Here is a 25,748-nt window from a genome sequence, read left to right on the forward strand (position 1 = left end):
AATAACAGTAGTAATTATGGCTTTGTTTTCTAAGAAAAAGAAGGATGATGCGCCACGCCGCCGGCAGGCTAATTTTTTGGATGAGGAAAATAAAGAATCGCGTGAGTTTGACGAACGCTATTCGTTTAAGCGTAACCGTACGCTAACCGGTAGCTCATCTTCGCAGATTAGTAGTCCCGGTGAATCGAGCGCACAGATTAAATCACCACGTGTGCAGGCGCATGAACTGGCTCGTCAGCGCCGCCACATTGGAGCGACACTTCTTCTGGTACTTATAGGTTCTGGCTTGCTTTACTTTTTAGTGTCACAGTTTACAGCAACGGCTATTATTCAGGCATCAGACATGTCCTCGAACCTTGATCCAAGCTATGCAAAAACAATTGATGACTATCTATCCTCTCAGCCTCTTGAACGTTTTCGTTTTGTGACGAATGTCGAACATCTAGGTGAATATCTTCAGGCTAAATCCCCAGAGATTGCCTCTATCGCGATTGATGGCTCTGCTGGTCTTGGTAAGTCGGTATTCACCGTGACTCTCAGGCATCCAATCGTTGGTTGGAGTATCAACGGCAAACAGGAGTATGTAGATAATACGGGAACTTCGTTTGCGCATAATTACTTTGCTGCCCCTGCTGTACAAGTGGTAGATAAGAGCGGCATTCAGGTTCAGGCTGGGCAAGCTATTGCGAGTAACCGCTTTCTTGGATTTGTAGGCCGTGCTGTTGGTCTTACGAAGAACCAAGGTTTTACTGTGGTGCAAGTTATTATTCCCGAGGGCACTACAAGAGAGGTTGAGTTGCAACTTCAGGGCATAAGTTATCCCATTAAGCTTTCGATTGATAGAGGGGTAGGGGAGCAAGTCGAGGATATGGCCCGTGCAGTGCACTGGTTGCAGACGCACGGGCAAACGCCGCAGTACTTAGATGTACGGGTGAGCGGTGAAGCGTTCTATCGTTAGTTGAAAAGACAAGTTTACGACCGCTTTTCTCTCCTTCCATAAGAGTGTTCTAATTTTGTTCTATATGTATACGTGAAGCGAAAAAAGTATACTATTATATCAAAATATAAAAAAGCAAATTTTTATAGAAAAGAGAGGGAAAGGGAGGGAGTGGGGTAATATGAAATATTAAAAATCCAAACGATAAAAAAGTCAAAAAACTATACGAAAATATGAAAATGTAAAAAATCAATGTCTACGCAAAATATATAAGCTTGTGGAAAACTAGCTGGTGTATGTCAATCATCGCTATTTCCAGAAGACCTCTTTAAGTACGCCTCGGTCATATCAAGTGTCGGTAACGTGTTACTAGTTGCAGAATGTATGCTTGGGGATGCTTGTATGATACGAGGCCCCGCTCGCAAGGTTATGTGGTCTATTTGTTGTAAATCTAGACGTATCAATAGTCATCTTATATCCATATAGTTAATGTCGTAAAAGATATATTGTGCGACCCATAATCTATTGCTATCCTACGAACATAAATTAAACGAAGGATACAAATTATGGCTCTCAATTCCGATAACATTATTTCAAAAGTCGCACGCGTTTCCCTGCTTGAACGTGACTCTCCAAAAACTGGCAAACCTTATGTTGTTATGACTATCCATTTTAAGAATGGTTTACAGATCGACAATTTCGTCGATAAGCGCGACTGGTTCGGTTTACAGGATCTTCTTGATACGAACAAAAATGGAACGTCAACAGATAACCCCTTAGAGCTGGATGATTAACAGTGGTCGATCTAGGGGTAGATAAATTAAATAGGAAATATAGAGAAAATGCTTAACACATTAGGTACAGCAATCCTTCCTGCCGACGCTGGCACGACTATCGTAACAGCTGTTTCAGGCATGGTGACCGACAACCTCCCTATTATTCTTCCTTTGATAGCTTTCGGTATCGGAATCGCACTTGTGCGTAAGTTCGTGAATAAAGCTTCTAAAGGCAAGGTCTAATAGCCCACTCCCCGACCCCATTCAAAAGTCGGGGGGTTACACTCGCCCATCGCGTATCAGGCCGATAAGGTGGGCGACTGTAACCCTTAAAGGAAAGGTAAGACGATGCAAATATTTATATTAACGCTCATATTGGCAACAAACATTTTTAGTTTATACCTCGCCCACAAGGATAAATTAGATGTCTAATACCGACGTAATTGCACAAATTCTATCAGAGGTAGGCCAAGATATGGTTTACTGTCTCCCTATTTTCGCTGTTATGGCGGGTATCAAAGTTGTATTAGACATCTTTTTCGATGCCACGTTTAACATTACCGATCGTCACCGGAGACACTAAAAGTGGATGCTCTCACTTTTGCCGATAAGGTCGCAATCCTTATGACTTTTATGATCGGTTGGTATCTTATTCAGAAGATGACTGGTCGTCGTCGTGATTAATTATATTCGTCGGTCGTTTCTGTTTTTTTTAGCAGTTGCTATTACCGTGTCTGCTACTTTATTGCCACAAAGTACCGCACACGCCTATAGTCCCACCGCATCATTGCCGTATGACCCAGCGAAGTGGCAGACAAAAGTCGATGCCGCTTTTCCTTCTGGCAGCAATTTCTCAGACTGGCGCAATATGAACTACATCGTATTCGACTACGATGGTAATTCATCTATTACAATGGTTGGTTCTGATACTGGCTTTGCTTTGTCGGATGGTTCGGCAACCACGAGTATTACAGCACAGGTTGTTTGCCGTTGGGATAATTCGACCTTAAGCTATCCAGGCTGCGACCCACCTGCTTCATCTTCATTTTCAACGTCTACGGTCTACGCTCTCCACCTGACTGCTGCATGGCAAACAGCACATCAGTCGCAATACGACGCATTGCCCCAAGCATATAAAGATCTGACAACTACCCCACCGAGCGGGGGAACCGTAGACCCACGTTATAACACCTGTGGTTTATTAGACTTTGTTTGTTACTACGGTAACGTAATGACTTTCTTTGGCATTGTCGGCAGTTTTATCGGTGATTTTTTCACTAACATAGGTACGACTTTTAGTAACATTGCAACAAATATAGGCGAAACTGTTTTAAACGTTTTTATCCCTGCACAAAATCACCTTTCGGACACGTTTAATGCTTTAGGCTCTTTCTTTCAATCTAAATTTGGTTTTGTGGCGTGGATTATAACGTTTCTCAAAGACCTCTTCACTTCCCTGACGATTGAAAACAACGGTGATGCCTGTCAATCGTTTTATAGTTATGGCTACTGCGTAAAAACGTTTTCTGCCCCCTCTGGCATCATACCTGTGTTCGGTATTGATTTTGGCGTCATTGAGAAATATTGGCCGTCATTATGGCAGCTTTTGCAAACGGCCCTTATCGGCACGACAGCGTATTTTTTCATAGTAGCTATTTACCATAAGTATATGAGGATTTTGAGAGGTTAATATGTTAATAGATTGGCTTTTAACAGCGGTACAAACACTAATTACATCGGTATTTGGCATACTCCCTAGTTTGCCTCCGATGCCCGACACCATCATGAGCGCCGGCAACTGGTTCGTGACTACTGTCGGTTCTACCGTTGGGCTTTTGAGATACTTCTATACCCCTGTTTTCTTCGATGTTCTGATGGTTTTGTTCCTAGCATTTCTGACCTTTGAGCAGATATACCACCTAACAATGTGGATTTTGAAGAAAATCCCCGTGGTGAATGTGAAATAGCTATGGCCGGTTACTTAGCAACACTCAAAAAAGAAATGCAGATGCACTTTAACGTTATCAAAGACGATTATTTACGCAGCAAAGACCCGCATTATTTTAAGCCCTCCGGCACACAGGTGTATGTCGGTCGCCAAGGTAGTGGCAAAACCATTTCTGCCGTTCGCCATGTTAATCTGCTTAAGGATAGTTATCCCCGCCTTCTGCTAGTGTCGAATCTTATCCTTACAGGGTACAGGCGCATTACTGTCAAAACGCCAGAGCAGATTTGCCAGGCCATCGCGCATCCAGACTTTGATTCTACGAAGCACTATATCTATTTCCAAGATTTCGAGCAGCTTTCTATTGCGCTCACCTCTGTTGATAATGGTACGTTTGGCGTCGTGTATCTTATCGACGAAATCCACACATATCTCAATGCGTTGGATTCTAAAAACATACCGATGTACGTTTTTACGGAGATCAGCCAGCAACGCAAACAGCGCAAGCTTATCGTTGCCACGTCGCAGCTTTTCGACCGTATCGCAAAGCCTCTCCGTGAGCAGTGCGACAACATGGTTGTTTGCAAAACCTACTTTTCGACACTAACTGTTCAAAAAGCATATGACGCAATGACGCTAGATAAAGATTACGACGGTTCGTACATGGGAAAAGTGCAACGACGAGGTTGGTTTTTCCAGTCCCGCAAAATTCGTGAAAGTTATGACACCTTTCAAAAAGTTGTGTCGGGGAGAGATCAATACGAAATGCAAAATATGAGTGAATTAAATGTAAACGTCAATGGTAAAAAGTCGTCGTTTAAAAGGTAAAGAATATGAGAGGCCTGAAAAATATGGATAATTTGAGAAGTGAAAAATATTGCCCCGGCTGACACGCGAGGCCTCCGGCCGCGTGTCCTGCTTACCACCACTAACCTATTACAGGAGCATTATGCAAAATCAAGAATACTATCAAATCTTTGAACGCGACCACCCCATAATCGGGGCTTATTTCCCTACCAAAAAAGAAGCACAGAACCATCTAAAAAAGATTGCTTTAGATATCGACTCGGCTAACAAGACCCCTATTCTCTTTAGCACATACGAGAGGCGTCTCTCTTATCTTCCTATACGAGACATCTTATTTTTAAAGAAAATCTATGCAGATGGTCATGAAGAGAGTGTTTCCCTTGTTATCCGTACTATAAAAACAGTTGCACAATATAATAATTTTTAAAGTGTCCCTACTTGATATAGGGACACTTAAGGGGTAGCTACAAATGCCGGACGATGAGTATAGCTATACTTCTGGCACGTCGCAGTTTGAAATTATCTATAGTATTTCAAAGGAGTACCCACATAAAACTAAGCACGTCGTATATCACAAGCCCTATCTTATTCCAGACAAAACGATGATTATTCCAGGTAAAAAGAAGAAACGTGCAACAAATAAGACCTCCGACTTTCAAAAAATAGATCGCAGCTTGCGTCGTGCAAAATCAGAGATACAGGATATTGTGCTCTGTAATAAATTCGATATGTTCGCCACATTTACATTTAACGGGGATACTAAAAATGTTGATAAGTTTGGGTATACTGTGCATGATCGACAAAACCCCTCTGAACTCAAAAATGTCATGTCTAACTGGTTAAAGTCGCAGCAAAAACAACATGGTCGATTCGATTATGTAATAGTCCCTGAATATCATAAAGACGGTAAAAGCATCCATTTTCATGCCTTATTTTACGGCTATAATGGAATGCTGACTGACGGTGGTATCCAAGATAAGGGTCAAACCGTATGGAATATTGCTAGTTATAAAGCTGGTCATAGCACCGTAAAAATGATCCGTCAGACGTCCGATGATATTGGTCGCATAGGCTCGTATGTTACAAAGTATATTACTAAAGACATGCCCCTTTTTGCCGGCAAGAAACGTTATTGGTGTTCGCGTGGCTTCGCTCGACCAACAAAGGGGCATAATTTACCCCTTCCTGCGGTTGATCTATTTACTCACACGTATAAAACTGAATTTTATACTATTTACGAATTTCCGAAGATTGGTTAACTATCTCTTGGAAGGTGCTTACAATAACCCCTTCATCTACATCAGGGTTGTCGAACCGGACGAATAAAACCCCAGCCTCCTTGAGAATAGAGGCCACTTTTTCGTCGCGCTGGACTCGATCTTCTCTGTTATGAGACCAGTCGTCGAGTTCGATTGCGGCCGCTGGTCTTAAGGTTTCCTTTTCAACTAGCAAAAAATCAACGGATTTCCCATTTATTATACTAAACGCGGCTTTCCAGTTTTGTCCTTTTATTTTGTGGTCTACGAAAGTACTTAAATGAGCTTGGGGCAATATGAAAAAACGATCACCTATCACGTGAGAGAGGCTGGCATAGAATCGTGATTCGGCCACGGTCATCACCTTGTCTTTTTTAGTGAAATGATAGGTTTTCGCTGGTATTATTCTGGTTGTCTGTCTGTTCAAGAGAACTGTAACTACTACGAGGGTGAGCAAAAAGAATAAAAATATATACATTGGTTGCATTGTATCATAAGCCAGATCAGTTTACGGTATATGTGATTGATAGGACAAAGAACGTCGGCGATTCCGTGAATTGTTAGTGCTCATCTTCATACTTTTGTTATTATGATATTACTTTGACATGCCGTCACTCTATAGTATAATCATCGTATATGGACTGGTTGTATGTGAATAAAGACGGTTTTCTAAACTCCAATTTATTTTTTGCGATCGTTACGTTAGGTGTTGGACTGATTGCGTATATTTTGTACGTAAGAGGAAAAGCGGATCAGATCCAAGAGGCTGCAACAGTGGTCTATTCAGAGCTTAAGACAGTGGCGACTAAGGTGAGAACAATCAAGGAGGACTTTGACCGCGAGGGTAGCTTAGTGGAGTCGCGGTATCTTCTCAAACTCCCTAGCTGGGGTAAGTATAAATATGCGTTACTTCCTGAGCTTAAGCTTGAGGATTGGAGTGCTCTTGACAGCTTTTTCGCAGATGTTGAGAAATATGATAAAGCTGTTGAAATCAACGATAGCTACTTCGACTCTAACGCGAAAGAAATATGGGTTAATATACAGAGGCATTATTTTAAGATGTTGGAAGGTCACATGTTGCCCGATGATGTAACAGAGATCGTTGATTTCTCGCCTCAGTTGCCTCATAGCATTTCTAGTAAGGTAAAGTATTTCTCTGATCTGTATATAAATAATGTTGGTTCTAACGCTTACTATTTGCCGCGCAGGCCTATTAACATGGCTAGAGATGCCTTGAATAACATTGATACGAATATTCTTATAAGTACAGCTGGTAGTCGCATGCTTAAACTTTCAGCTAAGCCTGAGTTCTATAGGATGCTACTTCATATTCGCAAGAAGCAATTATAGCGATGTTATGTATGGGTTTGTTGACGCACTGTAGTAAATCTTACATGCAACATTGTTTGAGCTTCTACCTCAGTTAAAGCATAACTATCTTTGACAAACAGTCAAAAAAGTGTACAAGATATATTGTGCGACTCAAAATCTATTTATGCTTTATGACCTAACACACGCTGCATTTTATTCTGCTCCGCTTGCTTATATCTTCATAAACACTTCCCCCATTTAGCTATGCTGCTTTTGTCTAGTCCGACGGTCTTTAAGTCCCATTAGACCTGTTTAAAAATGACCTACAAGCTGGCTTTTGTTGATAAGTGTGATTGGTTCGAATCCAAGATTTTGTAATTCTTAATCGAACAAAAATGGAACTTCTAATTAATCTGTTATGGTGGGCTTTTTGGCTGTTATTGTGATCTCTTCCTTATTCTTTCAAGAATTTTCCTTAGCTTGCGTCGTTCTTTCTTCTGTGAATCAAGATGAGAAGCACCAAGTATGAGCTTTACCCCTCGTAGCGCTCGTGGTTGGTTTTGTGGAGTGTAATATACATGAACATTCTTAGCGATCAGATCATAGTTACTTTTGGGTGAGGGGTAATTAAGTTCATTGCGAAGGAATTTGATAAATTTATCGACTTTATAAAGGTGTTTGTTGCTATATCCCATTATTGGACTCTCGCCATATCGCACAACCTTGTCGTCAATTATAACGAAGCCCTCAATGCCGGAGTCAACAAGTCTATCTCGTACATCGTCGGGTAGTTTTGATAGCATTGCTGAGTAGTCGTGGGGTTTGTTGTCTTCTAAACTTCTGCCAAAACCGTTCAATCCCCTATTCATTCCTTCTTCAGTGTCGAATTGTTGCTCCTTTAGCCATACGGCTCGTAGAAAGAGTTCTATCGAGAGATTTAAATTAGACATCGCTGGATATAAAGTACCGAGAGACCATAGAAGATGCGCGGCTGACCAGTATTGATCGCCCATTCGTATATAATAGTCTATCCTTGCTCTTTGAAAACCTTGCATTTTTATTTCGATTTCTTGCTGTTTGAGTCGTCACTAAAAAAGTACTGTGTGGCGATTTTGGCGAGGCCGTAGGTTTGGATTATGCCGGCGGCAACAACGGAAGGAACAGCGAAGCTATTACCTTCGAAGTGTAGAAAGCCAATACCAATAAGGAAAACCATAAGATAGCTGGCTACAAAACCAATGACAATAAGATAGAGGAGTACTCTCCCCCACAATCCTCGTGAGCGAGCTTTTTCAATGCGAGCGCCTATCTCAAGACTAAAAGTTATGGCCTCTTTTTGTTCGTTCGTAAAGGAGTCGATAACACGAGTAGCTTCCTCTGGTCTGAGGATATTGTCATCGATGTCTTGTAAGACCCGTTCCCTTTCGAGGGCGGCCGTAACACGCCGTTCCTTTTTAGGGGCGGCTATCTGAGTTGGCTCAGTACTGGTCTTAGTCGTCTGAGAGTTGGTCGTTTTCTTCTTCGTTGGCATCGTATTTACTCTTCAGACTTTTCAGGCGGTAACGCATTGCGGATTCGGATACGGCAAACATATTGGCTAGAATATTTGCATCGTTATCTGTTAGACCATACGTTTTTTTAATATGCAGTAACATGCGGCGCGGCATAAGGAGTTCGGCGGCAAACATATCTGCCTCCTTCTCCTTGGGCAGCTTTACTTCGTACGTGGTGTCGCGGCGATAGACGCCGTATTCATTAGTGCGGTGTTTGAGAAAGTAGTGGCCCAACTCGTGTGCTAGTGTGTACGCTTGGCGTTTTGGTGACTCGAGTGCGTTGAGGTAGATGCGTTTTTTGTTTTTTTCTAGAACTCCTGAAACGCCCTCGGTCTTTGGAGTGGGTCGAAAGAAAACGATTTCAATGCCTTCATTTTTGGCAATTTCGAAGACGTTAATAGGAGGGTCGCTAATATGGTAGCGGCTAATAAGATTGCGTGCGGCTTGTCGGGCACTGTCCCATTCTGTATTCACATCTCCTCCTTTCTCGTATCTACTTTCAGTATAACATTTGCTCGTTTTTTACAAAAATGTGCGCTTGAGTGTTGTTCGGATGGTGTGCTACATTAAGTATAGCTAAAACAGGAAAACAAACATGGCCATCACAAAACCTATAGATAGTAATAAGGTAAATAATAAACAATCTTTTTTTAGGCGATATATGCGTGTCTGGAAATGGCTTGGGTGGATCTTCGGGGTTATTGCTGTACTCGTCTTATTGGTTTGGATTGCATTTCAGGTAAGCCCGTGGCCTAACTCGCTTCTTATACGCTCTGCCTTTGATAAAAACTCCGCTAAAGTGGAACAGGCGCTCGGAAAATACGTTCCTGCGAACATTACGGAAGTAGAGAATACCCAGTACCGTTCTAATGATAAAGATGCCCGTCTTGATGCCTTCTACCCTACTGGAACAGATAAACAACTTCCGACTATTGTTTGGGTGCATGGCGGTGGCTGGGTTTCTGGTGGCAACGATGACGTTGATAATTATATGAAGATATTGGCAGGCCGGGGTTTTACGGCTATAAGCGTTAACTACTCTATTGCACCTGAAAAACAGTATCCAGTGCCAATCCAACAGCTGAATGACGCACTCGCTTATCTGCAGACAAACGCTAAGCAACTTCATGTTGATGACAAACGTATTGTGATGGCAGGAGACTCTGCTGGATCGCAGATTGTTGCTCAGATGGCGAATATTATTACCAGCCAAAGCTATGCGAACGATATTGGCATTCAGCCAAAACTGCCCGCCAGTAAGCTGAAGGGTCTCCTTCTCAGCTGCGGGGCATATGATCTGAGTCTGCCAGATTACAATGGGCCATTTGGTAAGTTTCTTCATACAGTACTATGGGCTTACTCTGGCACGCAGGACTTTCTGCATGATCCTAAACTAAAAACAGCCTCTGTGGTGAACTACGTTACGTCTCAATTTACGCCAGCATTTATCACAGCTGGTAATGCCGATCCACTACTGGGTCAGTCAACGGAACTTGCACAAAAACTCCAATCACTTGATGTATACACGTCAACTCTCTTCTATCCTGCTAACCACCAACCGCAGTTAAATCATGAATACCAATTCGATCTCGATACAGCTGATGGTCAGAATGCCTTGGATGAGATGGTTAACTTTGCTCGTCAGCGAACGGAGTAGCAATGAGTCTACTCTATGAACGAAAAAAGCTGAGTCAAGCGGTGAAAAGACGGCGAATCATTGAGTTCGTAGAAAATTCAAGACCAGACGGTGACTACTATAAGCTGCTTGTTGGGGCGATACTCGTGGCTATTGGCGGCATCTTGACCGATAGTATACCTGTTGTGATTGCGAGCATGATCATTGCGCCGCTGGCTACTCCTATTTTAGCTATCAGTTTAGGATTGGTGGCGCGGGATTGGCGGTATGCTGGACGCAATATTATTGTTCTCATCTTTTCATCGCTTATTGCTTTCGTGATTGGTATTTCGGTTGCAATGATTCTTAAAAATGACCAGGTGCCGGATATTCTCATTTCTTTTAATGGTAACCAGGTTATTGCGGTGATGGTTGCGGTCGTTGCCGGGGCGATCGGCGCAAGCGGCGTGGTACGACAAAAAGTTGCCTCAGCGGCGCTAGGAGTGGCAATTGCCGTATCTCTTATGCCTCCCCTGGTGGCAACAGCTGTTGGGCTTGCGCCAGGTGGGACTCCATTTGCGGGTTCACTCACGCTTTATGTTCTTAATATAATTGGTATTGTTGTGGCAGGTACGATTGTTTTTGGTTTGCTGGGTCTTGGGCGAACGTATCGTTCAATAAAAAAATAGCCCTTTGGAGGACTCATTTTTAAGCTCAGACCCACCCCGGCGAATGCCGGGGTGGGTCTGAATGCATGTCTCAGATCGCGTGTGTCACCTTCCCGTCCTTGGAGACGTGTGTGACTTTGGCATTCAACCAGCTTCCGATGTCCATGCCCTGGGAAAGCAACTCGACACTGGTTACAGATCCGTGTAGGCGGATCTCGCGTACCATGTCGTCGTCGCCGAGTTGTCCTCTGGCTACGGTAGTATTACAGTCAGACTGCATACATGTCTTGGTGACGGGTCGGATAGACATTAGCATTCCTTTCGATGAGGGAGAGACGATGCTTCCCTTTTATAACATAATCAAATCCTATTTATCAAGTTGAATTAGCGAAGGCGGATTTCAGTTTCGTTACTTGCATGCTGCTGTTCGGCGGGTGGCGCTACTTGAGGGAGAACGATTTCACCTTCTGCTATGGAGCCTGATTTACGTTTGCGACGACGTTTGCGCTTCTTTTTAGGCTCACCTTCTTCACCCAAGGCTGTAGATTGTGGCTGTACTACAGGCTCTACGGCACTTTCTAGCGGTGCAAGCGGTCGTTCGGCCATTGCTGTGGCTACTGCAGATACGACGGGTGCTGCGACGGGCTGAGCGGCTTGCGGAGCTGGCTGCGGTGCAGCGGCCTTTGGTTTAGGCTGTTGCTGAACGACGGGCGGATTAATAGCATTGGTGATTTCTTGTTCGATCTCTGCACGGGTACGGCTGTAGATACGACGAGTATTTTCAATAATGCGCCCAGTATTATCTATCTGTGCCGGTGGCAATGTAAGTGTTGTAGCGCTAAATGCTGGAGATTTTTCACCATTAATAACCATATTGATAATGAAGTGTCGGTTGTGCATTTGCAAAAGGTCGTTTGGTTCAAACTGAGGCTCGAACTGTTTGGCGAGAATTGGTGAGTCATCTGCTGAGACGCGGAAACAAATCATCGTACCGACGTTACCGAATACGGCGTTACGTACCGTATCACTCATCTGTGAAATATACTGGTTGGCAACGGTTAGGTTGAGGCCGTACTTACGCGCCTCTGAAAGGATAGTTGCGAATGAGTCTGTGGCAAAGTTTTGGAACTCGTCGACGTAAAGATAGAATGGACGGCGATCTTCGACATTAGGGATGTCCGAACGACTCATGGCAGCAAGCTGAATTTTGGTAACCATGAATGCGCCCAAAATAGATGCGTTGTCCTCGCCGATTAAACCTTTAGAAAGATTAACGATGAGAATTTTTCCTTCGTCCATAATCTCGCGAATATTGAAGGTACTTTTTGGTTGGCCAATGATGTTACGGATAACGGGGTTGGCTGTAAAGGCGCCTACCTTGTTGAGCACTGGTGCAATCGCCTCAGCCTGAAACTTCTCGGTCCAGCTAGCAAACTCGATGTTCCAGAACTGTAGCACGACGGTGTCGGTACAATAGCCGAGCGTCTCCTTACGAAACTTTTTGTCGGTCAACATGCGTGTTATGTCGAGCATGGTGGTCTCGGGTCGATCGAGCAGCGCTAGAATGGTGTAACGCAAAATATATTCAAGACGTGGACCCCATGACTCACCAAACATACGCTTAAGTACGCCAATAACCTCAGAGCTAATATTTGTTTTATGGGCTGGATCGGTTACCTCGAGCGGATTAAAACCAAGTGGGTATGCGGTATCTGCCGGGTTAAAATACACGACATCATTGACGCGTGACCCAGGAATAAAGCGCATGTTGTCAACAGCGAAGTCACCGTGTGGGTCGATAATGGCATAGCCTTGACCATGGAAAATATCACTCAAAGCAAAAAGCTCGAGTGTACCAGACTTACCTGCACCAGTTTGACCAATAATGTACACGTGACGCGAGCGATCAGTGCGAAGCATTCCAAACTGGTGGTTGATGCCACGGAAGTTTGTTAAGCCAAAGGCACTGATATTTTCGTCGATTGCATCGTTACCTGTAATAACTGGTAGTTTTGCTGGTGGCTCAGCTGTTTTACTGCTCGCCCAGACGATGTTTGGTGTTTCCACGTTAGTGTGCGGTAAGTGGAATACGCTGGCGAGCTCCTCAATGTTGAGGATATAACCGCGGTCGATAAACAAACGAGCTTTGTATTTGGCGAGGTCTTCTTTTTTAAAGCTACCCTCGGTCATACGGAAGCCATTGAGGTTGGTCGAGTTAAACTGCTTAAAGGTACCTACAATTGCCTGCATGCGAAGTTTAGCATTGGTTGTGCTCTCCCCCAGGTATGCCATGCGGATTTTTACTTGGTAGCCGAGCTTGGTCGCCTTTTTTTCAGCCTCCGCAATGCGGGTTTTGTTACGGTCAGACAATTCTTTTGGTGTTGTGCCACTGCTAATCCCCTGCTCTGGCGGCTTTGAGAGCGCTGCGATAAGACCGCCAACCCACTTGAAGTTGAAGCTAGTCTCACCGGTCAAGAAGCCGAACGGATTACCGTTTTTAACAGAAGTTATCCAGCGTTCGGCGGATTTATGCCAGTCGTCTGGAATTGGTCGTACGAGCACCTGTACCCACAGCTCTTCGCCAGTAGATTCAAGCTTAGCAAGCGTACCGGTAATACCGGCCAATGGGTCAACCTCGAAGCTCTGGAAGGTCTTAATAGGCAAAAACTCGCTGTCGGCAAGAGTAATTTCAGAGGTGTATACAACACTATGGCGACGCTCATGCGCAACGTAATCTTCTTCGGCAGTATGTATTTGGACGGTTGGATATTGAGAATATATCTGGCCTTCCACAAAACTTTGCAGTGTCTTAGGTACCCAAGCATAAAAGCGAATTTGTCCGTTCACTGAGGCGATCTCAAAACTAAGATGTTCTTGAATCCCACCAGTTTGTCGGAGTTCATTGCGATCACGTAAAATACCGTGAAGACTGGCAAACAGCTGCTCTGCGGCAAGCTCGGACTTATCATTAGCCTTTGGAATCTCTAAAATCAAAAGAACACTTTCGGATGCCTTTAAGGTGTCAATCCGACGATAGTTACGAAATGTAAGGTACGCTAAAACAAGTACGATTGGCAGCCAAACGTACCATTGTAATAACAAATTAATCGTCCATAAAAGAATGGTCATTCTAACCTCTATTGTCCCATCACCGTCACCACTTTGCAAGCAGCCTAGTTGGTCGCTTCGTCAAGTGAATATGTGGCTTTTGCAACTCGCTTGAATTGCGGTTTGCTTTGAAGGTTAAGAAGGATCGTCGTTTCTTTAACCTGACGGCTTTTAAGAACACGCTTTACGATCTCATCGCGATGAAGTGGCTCTTTTGCCTCTTTAAGAACACCGGTGATAATGTCGGCAACGGTGCCTTTAGAGAAACCCCAGTTGTCGAGTGCGTAGATACCGCGGCCAATTAACACGAAACGCTTGTCTTTAATAAGCTCGTTGTGGATTGCCTGCTTAGTGACGTCTTTACGCTTAAAGTCGCTGTCCTTGATGGCTTTTGCGATTTCAGAGAAATGCATTGGCGAACTGTTTTCAGCTAAAATAACGTAAATTTTGTCGCGGATATTCTTTGGGTTGACGGTTGGCCATTTAGCGAGACCCCAGTTGTCCTTAAGGTGAGCAAGGTGTTTACTTAGGCTTGCGAGGGCGCGAACCTGAGTTGGGTTTTCGTAGCTTAGCTTCTCGTGTAGAGCTTCGATAGAAAGTGGCTCACCATGCTTTTTGATGGTACCAACAATCTCATCGACACTAGTTTTAGCTTTCTTCTCATCACCGTATTCTTTAATACCTACGGCGTGGTGGTAGTGATCGTTTTCACTAACGACAACGAGGCTTGGAGAGAGTTCAGCGATAAAAGCGATGTGTGCACGGTTACGAGCATCACCGTCACCGCTCATAAGACGAGCTGTAACATCGGAAACACGAGCAACGCGTCCATTTTCAGAGAGGTCACGGACAAGAAGTCGCTCAACATCATGAATTGCTGGGATTTTATCGTCTTCAGCGGCGATTTTGAGACGTACGAGGATAGCTTTTTCAAGCTGACGAACACGTTCGCGGGTAATGCCGAGAAGTTCGCCAATCTGTTCAAGAGTCTCACGGCGATCAAAGAGACCAAAACGACGCGTGATGATTTCTCGTTCACGCTCCTGCTCAATTACCTCTAGGATGTCATTGACTGCATTTTTAAGTGTTGCAGCGGTCTCTGATGTCGCGTTGTCCATGACGAACGGATTTCCTTTCTATCTTATCTCGAGAAAGTTAGTAATTATATCTATCTGAACTCGATTATAGAACAATATTTGTGTAATGTCAAGTAGCCTTCCCTCTTTAGGTAATTATAGCATGAAGTAGACGTCTATAGTAAAGAGTGTTTTGCTACTTTTTAAATATTTGCGATATGTTATTGCTTATGTAGTAAGCGCCTGCATCTAATATTGTACTATATATGATATTTGTAAAATATTTCACATTTATATCATCAATATGTTCTGAAACGACGAAAGCGCCCTGTTGCCAGGGAGCGATCGCCGAAAAAAGCAATGCTCACTTGGCGCCGGGGCGCTGGTGACGGACAGTGGATCGACGGGATGGGGCGGCGGGTACCTCGTAGGCGCGCTTGATGTCTTCGAGCATGCGCCACAGGTAGTAGGGCGTCAGAAGCCAGTCGATGACCATGAGGAAACCGACGATCAGCCAGATCAAGACGAGCTTGTACCATGGCAGTCGACGGCGCCTGACGGGAGTGGTTGCCCAGCTCATATGAAGCTCCTAAACCTTGGAATCGGCCACGAAGACCATGAAGATTGTCTCCTCATGGACCGTTCCTGGCCGCTGACACCCGAAGGTGCTGACGATGTGCAGGTTGAGGGTGGCACCAGTGTACTTCCACACGGAGAACTTGTTCAGCTCACCCTTGGTGTTGGGCTTGTTGAACGCGCCCGTGTCGTCGTATGTCCAGGGGCCAGTGATGTTGCCGTTGGCGCTGGAGTACTGCTTGGTGAGCCATCCTTGCAACTCATGTGTTGAGGCGTCAGTACGGCCAACGCCGTAATAGACCTCATGGTTCGCGTAGTAGCGAACCGCAACAGGGTGGTTGCCGGTCTCGGTGCCCGTGTAGATGCCATCGGTGCGCGGCGCGATCGCCACGGGGCTGACCGTGGGCTGAGGCGTGGTGCACGAATCGGACGCCACAGACGAGACATTCGCCGTAGGCGAAGCGATCGTCGCGGGCCGACTGGGGTGCGAACTGCAACTCGCCAGAAGACTCGCGACGATCGCGGTCCCCACGGCAAGCTTACCGAAGGCAATCATGACGAGTCCTTCCGTTGATCTGTCCGGATTGTGGTGTGCTTTAATGCGCGCCTAAGCAGCGCAAAAGACTAATATTATAATAGCATATTTATACACATTTTGCAAATGTGTAGGATGTTAAGACGATTTTCGACGGACAACACGACGGGCCTTTTTAGTCGGTGCCTTATCAAGAAGCTCTTTTGCTTGTTCGTGTGTAATATTTTTAGGCTCAGTGTCTTTAGGAATTTTGGCATTCTTTTTGCCGTCGGTAATATACGGACCAAATCGGCCATTTAATACCTTAATGCCGTCGCCAAAGTCGGCGATGTTCTTTTCGGCGTCTGTCTTTACCTTATCCGTGTACAGCTGACGGGCTTCATCGAGCGTAATAGTGTGAGGATCATGTGGCTTGATGCTTACGAAGGTCTTGTCGACGACAATATACGGACCAAATCGGCCAATATTGGCTTTAATTTCTTTACCATCCTCTGTTTCACCAACAAGTCGCGGCAGTTTGAACATTTCGAGTGCTTGCTCGAGTGTGACCGTCTCTATGCGGCTTCCGGTAGGAAGTGGTGCGAACGATGGCTTGGGATCATCGGACTGCTCACCCTTTTGTAGCATTGGACCGAACCGGCCAAAACGGGCAAAAATAGGCAGACCTGTTTTTGGGTCGTCGCCGATGTGACGAGTTTGAGTCGCTTCAGCACGTGAAACACCAGCACTCTCTTCTACCATTTTATGGAATGGCGTATAAAAGGCGCGCAAAACCTCTACGCGATCTTTTTGACCTACTGCAATAGTGTCGAGTTGAGCTTCGACTGCCTTGGTAAAGTCGTAATCCATGACACGCTCAAAATGTTTGACCAAAAAGTCAGTTACTACCTTGCCCGTATCCGTTGGAAAGAGTTTGCCTGTATCCTTGCCGTATTGGATCTTCTCGGCTTTTTGCGAGATATCACCGTTTACGAGCGTCAGCTTCTGAATTGTTTTTTCTTCACCCTCAAGATCGCCTCGCTCAACATAGCCACGTGTCTGAATAGTATTAATAGTGCTTGCGTAGGTACTCGGACGACCGATTCCCATCTCTTCGAGCTTTTTCACCAAGCTTGCCTCGGTGTAACGTGCTGGCCCACGCGAAAGACCTTCAAGTGCTTCGGCGGTTTCAAGAGTGAGTTTGTCGCCTTTTTTAACTTCTGGTAGTAGCACGTCGTCGCCACTGCGACCATAAACTTTTAAGAAGCCGTCAAAGATAACGATCTCGCCTTTTGCCTCCATGAGCTCATCTGTTTTGCTGGCTGCTACGGTAATTGTCGTCTTCTCGAGACTAGCGGCGGCCATTTGCGTAGAGAGTGTGCGGCGCCAAATAAGGTTGTATAGCTTTTTTTGCTGAGCATCGGCACCAGCGTCCATACGGCGGACGTCTGTCGGACGGATAGCTTCGTGAGCTTCCTGTGCGTTGGCGGACTTGCTTTTGAACGTACGGAACTGGTGATACTGTTCACCGTATGATTCTTTGATGAATGATGTCATGGCGCCAAGGGCCTGCGTAGAAAGATTAACGGAGTCGGTACGCATGTATGTGATAAGACCAGCTTCATACAGGCGCTGTGCCAGGCTCATAGTATTACGTGGGCTAAATCCGAGCTTGCTTGAAGCCTCTTGCTGAAGGGTGCTCGTTGTAAACGGTGCACCCGGGTTTCGGGTGCCTGGTTTTTTAGCAATCTCGGCAACGGTAAAATCACTTTGAGCAAATGCCTCAAGAATTTTACGGACATCATCGATGCTGTTATGCTTCTTGCTGCTGGTTGCAGGGAGCGCTGTGCCATCTTCGAGTAGGAATTCAGCAGTTAACTTAAAGGTAGATTCTGGCAGATGAGCTTCAATCTCGGCTTCACGTTCAACGATTAAGCGTACTGCGACGGATTGTACGCGACCAGCAGAAAGCTGTGGGCGGACTTTGCGCCACAGGACTGGCGAGAGTTCGAAACCTACAAGATAGTCAAGAGATTGACGAGCTTGTTGAGCTTCGACAAGGGGCATATCAATAGTACGTGGGTGTTTAACAGCCTCGTCTAATGCGTTTTTTGTAATTTCGTGGAATACAATACGGTGAGTTGTCTTTGGATCAAGCTTTAATACCTCCGCAAGATGCCATGCAATGGCTTCCCCTTCGCGGTCTTCATCGCTTGCAAGCCAGACGGTGTCGGCAGCTTTCACTTCTTTTTTAAGTTCAGCGATCACCTTCTTTTTACCTGGGTCTACCTCAAAACGGGGGGCAAAATCGTGTGCAACATCAATACTGCCGCTTTTAGACGGCAGACCACGGATGTGACCAACACTACTTTTGACCGTAAAATCACGACCGAGATACTTCTCGATCGTTTTAGCTTTGGCTGGTGACTCAACAATTACAAGGTTTTTGCTCATATATAATTTCGGCTTTTTGGTGGCGCTAACGCTTTATTTAGTAAAGCACTAGTGCTCTATAGTATGCAACATTTCGTGTTTTGTAAAGGCTTAGACATGAAGTGCCGCCCGGTTGTATGAGCCGGGCAGCCTTCGCGGACTAGAGTATGGAGTCTCACAAGACTGGCATGTGTACGCCGCCGTCAGAGTTGAAGTGCAGGCGCGTGATGTCAATATTGCTCATGTGGGATAGGGCCTGGACGGCAAGTTTCCAGTTGCCCCAGGTATCGGCGTATGCTGAGCAGTCTGGGCAGCGTGCGTAGTATGGAATGTGACGCTGTATCCAACTCGAGCGCTGCTTCTTGGGCATGCGGCGGTGCGGGCCGCTCTTACTGAGGCGCGACTTAGCCACTGTTTCCTCCTCATCCACGGAACGTTTGGAGCCTCATTCTAAAAACGAAGCTCTACAGAACATATAAATATTATTGATATCTATTTATAATTTGTCAAGTAATCAAAAATAATACCTGTGTAACTCCACGAAGTAGCCGCGCGTTACGGCGGCTACTTCGTGGCATCGTCATCTCCTGCTATTCGAGGTAATGCTTGAGCGCCAGCTGCCAGCGCATACGAAGCTGGTGGATCTCGTGCTGCGAGGCGGAGATTCCCGGTTGGGCTCTCTCACTCCTGGATTCGCGCTCGATCTCGTCCTTGTTGGCTGCGTATCCGGCGAGTTCCTCGAGGGTCTCGACAATCTCTCGCAGCCGTCGAGGAACGTCCGCCAGTGTCGCTACTGACCGAGCCTGTAGGCGCAACGAGTTCTGCTGCCCGTCTGCGCTGGTTGGCTTCGCCAGTTGAACCCGAACGATGACTCCGTTACGCACAAGCGTCAGAACCAAGGACCGCAACTTGACCGGCAGCCTCTTGATAGCTGAGTTTGTAGCGACCATCTCCGCTGCGACTTCAACGATACCGGTCGTCCACTCCTGGTCGAACCAGACCCAAAGCATTGGGTGGTACGGTGACGGCGTCACTCCCGTGCTGAGAACTCGGACCATTACATACCCTTCTTACTCGAAGAAACGAACTATAGCAGTATAATACTTTTGCTATAACGCTAAAACAGGCAAAATTCAGAGAAACGCTTATGCACTAGACAAAAATAATTTGTACGTCTTAACTTTCAAAATAATCTCATGTGCTGTCCTGCCCCTGGAGGAATCGCTCACAGGGGCAGGTTTTGTACTACGAGCGGCCTATGGTCCGACTGCGGACGGCCGCCCAGGCCTTAACGGAGTCGGCGATCTCCTGAGTGAGTTCACCCTCTCCGTCGAGCCAGCCGTTCGCTTCGGCGACCGTCATGACCGCCGAAGTCGGCTTGGGGTGTATGTTGCCTGAGAAGACAACGAGTCCGTCCACCGTGTACTCGAGGCCAGCGGCGACCAGCTCATCCATCACGACCGTGACAGACTTCTTGCTTTCCATGGTTCACTCCTGTTTTTCAGGCGTATGGTGCAGTACCGAAATACAATATCATAATTTTTGTTTTATAAAAAACAAAATAAGGGTAGATTATGTATGCTACTATGACGCGCTAGATAGAGCCTCTAAAAAACATATTTTAGGAGCATCGGGGATGGAGTTTAAAGCCTGTAAATAGTTATGCTTATCAGAGGTGGAGTTATTGATTTTCGAGAAAAATATGGCAAAACCTGTTGACATTATGTCAAATACGTGCTAATATCGAACACGATTGGTTGAGTTCTGCGAGTTCAACCAAACGCACCTTATACCCCCTATTCTAACTTATGTTAGGTTGCGCGCAATGTGTTACTAAGTATTCTACCCTCCACTTTTTAACAAAAAAGCATTGCACGCATACTAATCCCTTTAACCGGCGGACCTCTCGTATGTGTGAGGTGGGTCACGCTTTACCTCCTAGGAGGTGCGTTAAAGGGTTAAAAGGCGCCAGGTGATGCCCACCCTTACCTGGCGCCTTTTAAGTACCAGAAATAATTTCAACCCGTCTTTGACGGGTTGTTTTTTATTGAAATTATGATAAAATATACTTTGTAGTTCCTTGATTCATCGATGCTCGGAAGGAGCATGAACATGACTGTTCTCGCAGTTCTCGGGGTTCTCGGCTTTCTCGTGGCACTGTTCACGCTGATGGCCAGGCGGCCCACGCTGGTGGCGGTCCGAACGGTGTCAGTGGGCATCAGCCTGACCTGCCTGGGTCCCTTCGTCCTCATCTTGAAGGGCGATAAGATCGGGTGGCTCGCTCTCGCGCTGGGCATCGGCCTTCTGGGCTGGGGCGTGGCGCAGATCAGAGCGATCCGGTCACCGCATGTGCGATGAGTTTTCAAGAGCACCAAGAGCGTCGGAGTCGTACGGAGTTTCTCCGCATGACTCTGACGCTTGTTTCATATTCATGGGTAGGCGTAAATAAAACCTGATGTTATAGTAAGCATAATGACTCTTTTCTTAATGACACTTGCTATCGTAATTGGCAGCGTAATCTCGCTGGCCGGCGGTATTATGCTGCTCTACTTTAAAAAACGTCGTGATCTCGCGTTACTCTTAACCATGCCATTTGGTGCGGGGGCTCTATTAGCAGCAGCCTTTTTTGATCTTTTACCCGAATCTTTCAGCCGTGCCAATCCCCGTACGATGTTGCTCTATATGCTTATGGGCTTCATCTTCTTTTTTATACTCGAACGTATGGCGAGCTGGTTTCACCATCATCACGAACATGAGGAGCATGGCAAGAATGCACGTCAGCGCTGGCTGATTGTCCTGGGCGATTTAATGCACAATGCAATTGATGGCCTTGCTATTGGTGCGGCGTTTGTGGTGAGTGTTCCGACGGGTATTATTACTACCCTCGCTGTCTCGGCGCATGAAATCCCAAAAGAGCTTGGTACGTTTGCTTTGCTGCTCTCTAAGGGATGGAAAGACAAGACGGTGGTGCTTGCAAATGTATCAACGGCTATTGCAACAATTGCCACTGCGATTGGTATATATGTGATGGGTAAAAATATTGATACGGCCGTTGCTCCACTGCTTGCGCTTACCTCTGGGTTCTTTCTGTACGTTGCAGCAAGTGACATCATCCCCGATATTCATGAACAACCGCAAAAAATTGGCACTGTCCAGGCGGCTATGCTTGTTGCCGGTGTGATTATTGTTGGTTGGGTTATCACCCTTCTTGGAGTTTAGTTGTCATACGCGACACATGCGTGGTATAACAAACTATAGATTCCGGCACAAAAACGAAAGGACGCTTCTAGCGACCGCGTTAGCAGAGAATCAAGCCTAGAATACCGCCCTTGAGCGTATGCGCAGTAGTGTACTGTCGCAACGTTCGGGCGGTTTTGGTTCTATAACGAAACTTTTGTTAGTTCAAGGCTGCTGTTTACAAATTGCTCAACATACTTTTGGACGTGTGTAAAAATATCAGGCAGTACGTCTGACTCTTCTTTTGTAAAGTGACCTAGCACGAAATCAGCATCATGCATGCGGTCGCGTAGCGGGTTGTAGATGCCAACTCGTATGCGGGCGTGCTGTAGGCCAAGGTGGGCATTGAGAGACTTTACACCGTTATTGCCAGCATCGCGACCACTTATCCGTGTGCGAATGGTGCCAAACGGCAATGCAAGGTCGTCATGTATGACTAAGAAATCTTCTGCCGGGTCGCATTTATAAAAATCAACGAGAAGGCGTGCCGCTTGACCGGTTTCGTTATAAAAGGTGGTTGGTTTTACGAGTAGGACTTTTTCGCCACCAATTGAAGTTTCGGCAATTTCGCTATGAAATTTCGATTTTGCACTAAATGAAACACCGTATGTTTGGGCGAGTTTGTCGATCATGTAAAAGCCCACGTTGTGCCGTGTGCCATCATACTCTTTACTTGGATTGCCCTGGGCGAAGATTATTTTCATTAGCTTCTGCTTCTTTTTGTTGCTTGTATTTTTTAGTAACTGGCGCTTTGCCTTCGGCGATGCGTTCGTTGTTTGCTTTGATTTGTTTCTCGTCGCGGAAACTGAATTTTATCGGCGTACCAGCATAGTTGTAGGTCTCGCGGACAAGACGTTCAAGATAACGTTTGTAGCTCCAGTGAACGAATTTAAGGTTAGAGCCATAGATAACAAACCATGGTGGTGTAGTGTCGGTTTGGACGATATAACGCAGTTTAGGGTGAGTATTTTTAAGGCCTGCTGGTGGGTGCTTTTGGACGGCTTTTTGGAGCAAGTCGTTTAGGATACGAGTTTTTGTCGTTTGTTTGCGACGTGCGTCGATATCAAGAGCAAGGTCAAATAATTTAGTAACGTTCTGTCCAGTGACGCTGCTGGTGAAAATCAGTGGTGCCCAAGGTGTAAAGTCGAAGGTGCGAGTAATCTTTGGTGCCAAAGCATCACGCGTGTAAGCGTCTTTATCTTCAACTGAGTCCCACTTACTGATGACAAGAGCCATCCCCTTGCCTGATTCATTAATAATGCCTGCAAGGCGTTGGTCGAGCTGAGTATTGAGTTCGTTAACATCCATTAGTAGGAAACAAACGTCAGACTCTTCAATAGCTTGGAGTGTTCGCAGGACGCTAAACTTTTCGATACCTACCTCTTGCTTGCCTGGTTTACGCATACCAGCTGTGTCGAGAATCTCGATATCACGGTCGTTGTAGCGGACACGAATGCGGTTAACATCGCGGGTGGTACCGGCAATGTTGGCTACGAGCGCCTGCTGCTTACCAGCGAGGGTGTTAAAAAGATACGATTTGCCAACGTTTGGACGACCGATAAGAGAAATGCGAAGGATGTCATCTGGCTCTTCTTCGTGCTCAGCTGAAATGTGAGAGATAACTTCATCGAGGACCTCTATGATACCACTGTTGTGTTCGGCGCTGGTACGAAGAATCGTTTTAATGCCAAGGCGTTTAAACTCGTCTTTTGGCAGGCTGGTCTTAAGGTCTGATTTGTTGGTGACAAGAATGACTGGCTTTTTAGACCTGAGTGCTTTTTTAGCTACAAGTCGGTCTTGGTCACTGACGTATTGGCTGCTGTCGACAATAACCAAAATAACATCTGCAGCATCTGCAGCTTCAGTAATCTGTTCTTGGATACTTGCCTCAAACTCATCGTTCGGGTCTTTAAGACCAGCGGTATCTACGAGCCAAAATGAGTGGTGCTTATACTCTACCTTACCGAGAACATTGTCACGAGTAGTTCCTGCTTCGCGGGCCACAATAGCCTGCTGGGCACGAACCATACGGTTAAAAAGCGAACTCTTGCCGACGTTCGCTTGGCCAATGATTGCAACGGTTGGTAATTTACGAGCCATAACTTTGGCTAATTATAACAGAGGTTGCATAAGTTAGCGAGCATAAGTGTAATGGTGTTTTGTGATGGGAGCGAACTCCCTCTGAAGTGTAGGTATATCACCTACTGCATATCAACGAGTTTGTACTCACCGGGCTTCATATCACCAAGTGAATAATTGCCAAAGTTGGTCCGATGAAGCTTTTTTACCTCGTAGCCTAGCGAAGCAAAGGTACGGCGAATTTGTCGATTACGACCTTCATGCATAGTAACTTCCCATTCAGTTCGGCGATCGTCCGAAATCCGAGTTAACTGTAGCTTACTAGTACCATCTTCGAGTTGTACACCATAGTCACTGATCATCTGTTGATGAAGTGGTTCAAGGTCGTGGTCAAGTCGTACCTTGTATATTTTTGTTTTTGCAAACTTAGGGTGAGTCATATGAAAGGCAAAATCACCATCGTTGGTAAGAAAGATAAGGCCAGAGCTATCCTTATCGAGGCGCCCAACTGGCTTTAATTCGTGGTACTCACTAGGGAGAATGGTGTAAATCGTTGGTATATCACCTTGAGATTTCCGTGAACAGACGTAGCCTATGGGTTTGTGAAACATAAGGTAGCGCATAGCCTTTGAACCTGCTAGAGGTTCGCCATTTACGACAATCGTATCACCCTCGTTAAATCGCGCGCCAAGTGTTGCTGGCGTATTGTTGATGGTTACCTTTCCCTTTTCGATAAGTAAATCTGCTTCACGACGAGAAACACCTAGCTGTAAGGCGAGGTGTTTATTGAGTCGTAACTGTTCACTATCAGGCATTGCTGACAATTATACCACTAAACCTGAGGAGGCTGCGGGCCTCGGGGTGGTTGAGGCGCAATTGGTGTCGGCATAGGGCGGGGTGTTTCCTCGAATGAGATGCCGCTTGGCTCGGGCATTTCAACGCGAGGTTGTTGTGGTTGAGGCATTGGCATCGGCGTTGGCTGAGCGCCTTGCATAGGTGGAGAGGCCTGTAGCGGCACGGATGGTGCGGGCGGAGGCGGTGGAAGCGGGTTTGGTACAGGCTGTGTCATTTGCACTGCCGGCTGCTGTGGTTGAGGTTGCTGTTGAGGTGCTGTGGGCTGAGGAGTCGGGGCTTGGTTGAGCTCTTGTTCCATAAGGCTGCCAATATCCAATCGAGCACCACCAGCTGGCTGAGATATTGGGTGAATAACACGTTCACCGAGGTTAGCAGGACGTGTAGTGGAAAATGGTGCTGTTGGTTGAGGTAGCGCGTTAGCTGGTGCGGCTGGAGCAGCTGTCATCTGAGGCATGTGTTGTACTTGAGGCTGAGGCGCTGCCGTTGCATTAAACGGCGGTGGTGCAATAGGCATTGTTTGTGAAGCTTGGGGGGCGGCCATCGCTGGACGTGTTGGAATGGCAGTCGTAGGTGCTGGGCGTGGAGCAGACATCGAGCCAAACGTCTGTGCTGCTGAAGTAGAGCTGACCGGTGCATCGCCGAGAACATCATGGACAGTACGAACGACATCTTCAATACCTACCTGGGATTTAACCAAGTATCTATCGGCACCAAGAGCCTCACCACGGGCACGTTGGTCTTCACTTGAAAGAGCGGTCATCATAATAACTTTGATATCTTTTGTCTCAGTCGTGGAGCGGAGAATATCAAGCATGTCAAAACCACTGATCTTTGGCATCATAACATCACTCACGATGAGTGAAGGACGTTCTTTAATAGCCATAGCAAGCGCAGCTTCGCCGTCGCCGGCCGAGATGATGTCGTACCCTTCAGCCAGGAGGCGCACGCCGTAGATTTCGCGTAGACTTTTGTCGTCCTCTACCAGTAGTATTTTGGTCATAT

At 46.0% G+C, this 25,748-nt stretch carries 29 protein-coding genes; 14 read left to right on the forward strand and 15 right to left on the reverse strand.

All coding sequences use genetic code 11. From position 1 onward, the window contains the following. Positions 1-16: 16 nt before the first annotated feature. The 7 genes from VLG36_03905 to VLG36_03935 all read left to right on the forward strand — a co-directional run bounded on the left by VLG36_03905 (position 17) and on the right by VLG36_03935 (position 5,724). Complete coding sequence (locus tag VLG36_03905; GenBank protein ID HSW77917.1) at positions 17-958, forward strand: hypothetical protein; 942 nt, start codon at positions 17-19, stop codon at positions 956-958. A 545-nt stretch (positions 959-1,503) separates the two neighbouring features. Then, complete coding sequence (locus VLG36_03910; GenBank protein HSW77918.1) at positions 1,504-1,731, forward strand: hypothetical protein; 228 nt, start codon at positions 1,504-1,506, stop codon at positions 1,729-1,731. Positions 1,732-1,779: 48 nt separating this feature from the next. After that, positions 1,780-1,956 (forward strand): hypothetical protein, encoded by a 177-nt coding sequence (locus VLG36_03915; GenBank protein HSW77919.1) that lies wholly within the window; start codon positions 1,780-1,782, stop codon positions 1,954-1,956. Between the two features lie 487 nt (positions 1,957-2,443). After that, positions 2,444-3,403 carry a hypothetical protein gene (locus VLG36_03920; protein ID HSW77920.1) on the forward strand — a complete coding sequence of 320 codons (960 nt, stop codon included), beginning with the start codon at positions 2,444-2,446 and terminating at the stop codon, positions 3,401-3,403. A gap of 237 nt (positions 3,404-3,640) precedes the next feature. Then, positions 3,641-4,486 carry an ATP-binding protein gene (locus VLG36_03925; GenBank protein ID HSW77921.1) on the forward strand — a complete coding sequence of 282 codons (846 nt, stop codon included), beginning with the start codon at positions 3,641-3,643 and terminating at the stop codon, positions 4,484-4,486. A 121-nt stretch (positions 4,487-4,607) separates the two neighbouring features. After that, complete coding sequence (locus tag VLG36_03930) at positions 4,608-4,892, forward strand: hypothetical protein (GenBank protein ID HSW77922.1); 285 nt, start codon at positions 4,608-4,610, stop codon at positions 4,890-4,892. A gap of 43 nt (positions 4,893-4,935) precedes the next feature. After that, on the forward strand, positions 4,936-5,724 hold the full coding sequence (locus tag VLG36_03935; protein ID HSW77923.1) for a hypothetical protein: 789 nt from the start codon (positions 4,936-4,938) through the stop codon (positions 5,722-5,724). On the opposite strand, the gene VLG36_03940 is transcribed toward VLG36_03935, so the two are convergent. After that, positions 5,696-6,199, reverse strand: a complete 504-nt coding sequence (locus tag VLG36_03940) for a DUF2726 domain-containing protein (GenBank protein ID HSW77924.1) — start codon at positions 6,197-6,199, stop codon at positions 5,696-5,698. The genes VLG36_03935 and VLG36_03940 overlap by 29 nt on opposite strands. A gap of 158 nt (positions 6,200-6,357) precedes the next feature. On the opposite strand from VLG36_03940, the gene VLG36_03945 reads away from it, so the two are divergent. Then, a complete protein-coding gene (locus VLG36_03945; GenBank protein ID HSW77925.1) occupies positions 6,358-7,071 on the forward strand; it encodes a hypothetical protein in 714 nt (237 codons plus the stop codon). Between the two features lie 398 nt (positions 7,072-7,469). Here VLG36_03945 and VLG36_03950 read toward each other — a convergent pair whose 3' ends face one another. The 3 genes from VLG36_03950 to VLG36_03960 are packed head-to-tail and all read right to left on the reverse strand — an operon-like array spanning position 7,470 to position 9,059. Further along, positions 7,470-8,045: a hypothetical protein gene (locus VLG36_03950; protein ID HSW77926.1), complete on the reverse strand. Its 576-nt coding sequence runs from the start codon at positions 8,043-8,045 to the stop codon at positions 7,470-7,472. 44 nt (positions 8,046-8,089) lie between these two features. Further along, complete coding sequence (locus tag VLG36_03955) at positions 8,090-8,563, reverse strand: hypothetical protein (GenBank protein ID HSW77927.1); 474 nt, start codon at positions 8,561-8,563, stop codon at positions 8,090-8,092. Next, the gene (locus VLG36_03960; protein ID HSW77928.1) at positions 8,523-9,059 is read right to left on the reverse strand and encodes an ImmA/IrrE family metallo-endopeptidase; all 537 of its coding nucleotides are present in this window, start codon (positions 9,057-9,059) and stop codon (positions 8,523-8,525) included. Before VLG36_03960 ends, VLG36_03955 begins: the two co-directional genes overlap by 41 nt. Positions 9,060-9,180: 121 nt before the next feature. Here VLG36_03960 and VLG36_03965 point away from each other — a divergent pair, with 121 nt between their 5' ends. Continuing rightward, the gene (locus tag VLG36_03965; GenBank protein HSW77929.1) at positions 9,181-10,242 is read left to right on the forward strand and encodes an alpha/beta hydrolase; all 1,062 of its coding nucleotides are present in this window, start codon (positions 9,181-9,183) and stop codon (positions 10,240-10,242) included. Positions 10,243-10,244: 2 nt separating this feature from the next. Further along, positions 10,245-10,889 carry a DUF389 domain-containing protein gene (locus VLG36_03970; GenBank protein ID HSW77930.1) on the forward strand — a complete coding sequence of 215 codons (645 nt, stop codon included), beginning with the start codon at positions 10,245-10,247 and terminating at the stop codon, positions 10,887-10,889. Positions 10,890-10,959: 70 nt separating this feature from the next. On the opposite strand, the gene VLG36_03975 is transcribed toward VLG36_03970, so the two are convergent. The 3 genes from VLG36_03975 to VLG36_03985 all read right to left on the reverse strand — a co-directional run bounded on the left by VLG36_03975 (position 10,960) and on the right by VLG36_03985 (position 15,094). Further along, positions 10,960-11,178 carry a hypothetical protein gene (locus tag VLG36_03975; protein HSW77931.1) on the reverse strand — a complete coding sequence of 73 codons (219 nt, stop codon included), beginning with the start codon at positions 11,176-11,178 and terminating at the stop codon, positions 10,960-10,962. A 74-nt stretch (positions 11,179-11,252) separates the two neighbouring features. After that, entirely contained in the window at positions 11,253-13,997 is a 2,745-nt protein-coding gene (locus VLG36_03980; protein HSW77932.1) for a type IV secretion system DNA-binding domain-containing protein, read from the reverse strand. 44 nt (positions 13,998-14,041) lie between these two features. Then, positions 14,042-15,094, reverse strand: a complete 1,053-nt coding sequence (locus VLG36_03985) for a sigma factor-like helix-turn-helix DNA-binding protein (protein ID HSW77933.1) — start codon at positions 15,092-15,094, stop codon at positions 14,042-14,044. Between the two features lie 343 nt (positions 15,095-15,437). Here VLG36_03985 and VLG36_03990 point away from each other — a divergent pair, with 343 nt between their 5' ends. Together VLG36_03990 and VLG36_03995 are read left to right on the forward strand one after the other, a co-directional pair. After that, positions 15,438-15,899, forward strand: coding sequence for a hypothetical protein (locus VLG36_03990; GenBank protein HSW77934.1), 462 nt, complete (start codon positions 15,438-15,440; stop codon positions 15,897-15,899). Positions 15,900-15,932: 33 nt separating this feature from the next. After that, positions 15,933-16,202 (forward strand): hypothetical protein, encoded by a 270-nt coding sequence (locus VLG36_03995; protein ID HSW77935.1) that lies wholly within the window; start codon positions 15,933-15,935, stop codon positions 16,200-16,202. A gap of 99 nt (positions 16,203-16,301) precedes the next feature. On the opposite strand, the gene topA is transcribed toward VLG36_03995, so the two are convergent. From topA to VLG36_04015, 4 genes are all read right to left on the reverse strand, one after another. After that, on the reverse strand, positions 16,302-18,596 hold the full coding sequence (gene topA, locus VLG36_04000; GenBank protein ID HSW77936.1) for a type I DNA topoisomerase: 2,295 nt from the start codon (positions 18,594-18,596) through the stop codon (positions 16,302-16,304). Positions 18,597-18,750: 154 nt separating this feature from the next. Continuing rightward, positions 18,751-18,987, reverse strand: a complete 237-nt coding sequence (locus VLG36_04005) for a hypothetical protein (protein ID HSW77937.1) — start codon at positions 18,985-18,987, stop codon at positions 18,751-18,753. Between the two features lie 178 nt (positions 18,988-19,165). Further along, positions 19,166-19,633 (reverse strand): hypothetical protein, encoded by a 468-nt coding sequence (locus tag VLG36_04010; GenBank protein ID HSW77938.1) that lies wholly within the window; start codon positions 19,631-19,633, stop codon positions 19,166-19,168. 187 nt (positions 19,634-19,820) lie between these two features. Continuing rightward, complete coding sequence (locus tag VLG36_04015) at positions 19,821-20,060, reverse strand: hypothetical protein (protein ID HSW77939.1); 240 nt, start codon at positions 20,058-20,060, stop codon at positions 19,821-19,823. Between the two features lie 621 nt (positions 20,061-20,681). Here VLG36_04015 and VLG36_04020 point away from each other — a divergent pair. Then, entirely contained in the window at positions 20,682-20,933 is a 252-nt protein-coding gene (locus VLG36_04020) for a hypothetical protein (protein HSW77940.1), read from the forward strand. A gap of 114 nt (positions 20,934-21,047) precedes the next feature. After that, on the forward strand, positions 21,048-21,794 hold the full coding sequence (locus VLG36_04025) for a ZIP family metal transporter (GenBank protein HSW77941.1): 747 nt from the start codon (positions 21,048-21,050) through the stop codon (positions 21,792-21,794). A 161-nt stretch (positions 21,795-21,955) separates the two neighbouring features. On the opposite strand, the gene pth is transcribed toward VLG36_04025, so the two are convergent. From pth to VLG36_04045, 4 genes are all read right to left on the reverse strand, one after another. Continuing rightward, entirely contained in the window at positions 21,956-22,516 is a 561-nt protein-coding gene (pth, locus tag VLG36_04030) for an aminoacyl-tRNA hydrolase (GenBank protein HSW77942.1), read from the reverse strand. Beyond that, the gene (gene der / locus VLG36_04035; protein HSW77943.1) at positions 22,482-23,912 is read right to left on the reverse strand and encodes a ribosome biogenesis GTPase Der; all 1,431 of its coding nucleotides are present in this window, start codon (positions 23,910-23,912) and stop codon (positions 22,482-22,484) included. The genes pth and der overlap by 35 nt, the downstream gene beginning before the upstream one ends. 101 nt (positions 23,913-24,013) lie before the next feature. Continuing rightward, positions 24,014-24,706: a pseudouridine synthase gene (locus VLG36_04040; protein ID HSW77944.1), complete on the reverse strand. Its 693-nt coding sequence runs from the start codon at positions 24,704-24,706 to the stop codon at positions 24,014-24,016. Positions 24,707-24,723: 17 nt separating this feature from the next. Next, positions 24,724-25,746, reverse strand: coding sequence for a response regulator (locus VLG36_04045; GenBank protein HSW77945.1), 1,023 nt, complete (start codon positions 25,744-25,746; stop codon positions 24,724-24,726). Positions 25,747-25,748: the final 2 nt, after the last annotated feature.

The organism is Candidatus Chromulinivoraceae bacterium (genome assembly GCA_035478595.1).
In the GTDB taxonomy this organism is placed as follows: Bacteria; Patescibacteriota; Saccharimonadia; order Saccharimonadales; family Saccharimonadaceae; genus CAMLKC01.

Excerpts from the sequence above, each read along its gene's own strand:
- VLG36_03905 (HSW77917.1), top strand. The coding sequence starts at position 17 with ATGGCTTTGTTTTCTAAGAAAAAGAAGGATGATGCGCCACGCCGCCGG.
- VLG36_03910 (HSW77918.1), top strand. The coding sequence starts at position 1,504 with ATGGCTCTCAATTCCGATAACATTATTTCAAAAGTCGCACGCGTTTCC.
- VLG36_03915 (HSW77919.1), top strand. The coding sequence starts at position 1,780 with ATGCTTAACACATTAGGTACAGCAATCCTTCCTGCCGACGCTGGCACG.
- VLG36_03930 (HSW77922.1), top strand. The coding sequence starts at position 4,608 with ATGCAAAATCAAGAATACTATCAAATCTTTGAACGCGACCACCCCATA.
- VLG36_03935 (HSW77923.1), top strand. The coding sequence starts at position 4,936 with ATGCCGGACGATGAGTATAGCTATACTTCTGGCACGTCGCAGTTTGAA.
- VLG36_03940 (HSW77924.1), bottom strand. The coding sequence starts at position 6,199 with ATGTATATATTTTTATTCTTTTTGCTCACCCTCGTAGTAGTTACAGTT.
- VLG36_03945 (HSW77925.1), top strand. The coding sequence starts at position 6,358 with ATGGACTGGTTGTATGTGAATAAAGACGGTTTTCTAAACTCCAATTTA.
- VLG36_03950 (HSW77926.1), bottom strand. The coding sequence starts at position 8,045 with ATGGGCGATCAATACTGGTCAGCCGCGCATCTTCTATGGTCTCTCGGT.
- VLG36_03955 (HSW77927.1), bottom strand. The coding sequence starts at position 8,563 with ATGCCAACGAAGAAGAAAACGACCAACTCTCAGACGACTAAGACCAGT.
- VLG36_03965 (HSW77929.1), top strand. The coding sequence starts at position 9,181 with ATGGCCATCACAAAACCTATAGATAGTAATAAGGTAAATAATAAACAA.
- VLG36_03970 (HSW77930.1), top strand. The coding sequence starts at position 10,245 with ATGAGTCTACTCTATGAACGAAAAAAGCTGAGTCAAGCGGTGAAAAGA.
- VLG36_03975 (HSW77931.1), bottom strand. The coding sequence starts at position 11,178 with ATGTCTATCCGACCCGTCACCAAGACATGTATGCAGTCTGACTGTAAT.
- VLG36_03980 (HSW77932.1), bottom strand. The coding sequence starts at position 13,997 with ATGACCATTCTTTTATGGACGATTAATTTGTTATTACAATGGTACGTT.
- VLG36_03985 (HSW77933.1), bottom strand. The coding sequence starts at position 15,094 with ATGGACAACGCGACATCAGAGACCGCTGCAACACTTAAAAATGCAGTC.
- VLG36_03995 (HSW77935.1), top strand. The coding sequence starts at position 15,933 with ATGGTTCGCGTAGTAGCGAACCGCAACAGGGTGGTTGCCGGTCTCGGT.
- topA (HSW77936.1), bottom strand. The coding sequence starts at position 18,596 with ATGAGCAAAAACCTTGTAATTGTTGAGTCACCAGCCAAAGCTAAAACG.
- VLG36_04010 (HSW77938.1), bottom strand. The coding sequence starts at position 19,633 with ATGGTCCGAGTTCTCAGCACGGGAGTGACGCCGTCACCGTACCACCCA.
- VLG36_04015 (HSW77939.1), bottom strand. The coding sequence starts at position 20,060 with ATGGAAAGCAAGAAGTCTGTCACGGTCGTGATGGATGAGCTGGTCGCC.
- VLG36_04020 (HSW77940.1), top strand. The coding sequence starts at position 20,682 with ATGAACATGACTGTTCTCGCAGTTCTCGGGGTTCTCGGCTTTCTCGTG.
- VLG36_04025 (HSW77941.1), top strand. The coding sequence starts at position 21,048 with ATGACTCTTTTCTTAATGACACTTGCTATCGTAATTGGCAGCGTAATC.
- pth (HSW77942.1), bottom strand. The coding sequence starts at position 22,516 with ATGAAAATAATCTTCGCCCAGGGCAATCCAAGTAAAGAGTATGATGGC.
- der (HSW77943.1), bottom strand. The coding sequence starts at position 23,912 with ATGGCTCGTAAATTACCAACCGTTGCAATCATTGGCCAAGCGAACGTC.
- VLG36_04040 (HSW77944.1), bottom strand. The coding sequence starts at position 24,706 with ATGCCTGATAGTGAACAGTTACGACTCAATAAACACCTCGCCTTACAG.
- VLG36_04045 (HSW77945.1), bottom strand. The coding sequence starts at position 25,746 with ATGACCAAAATACTACTGGTAGAGGACGACAAAAGTCTACGCGAAATC.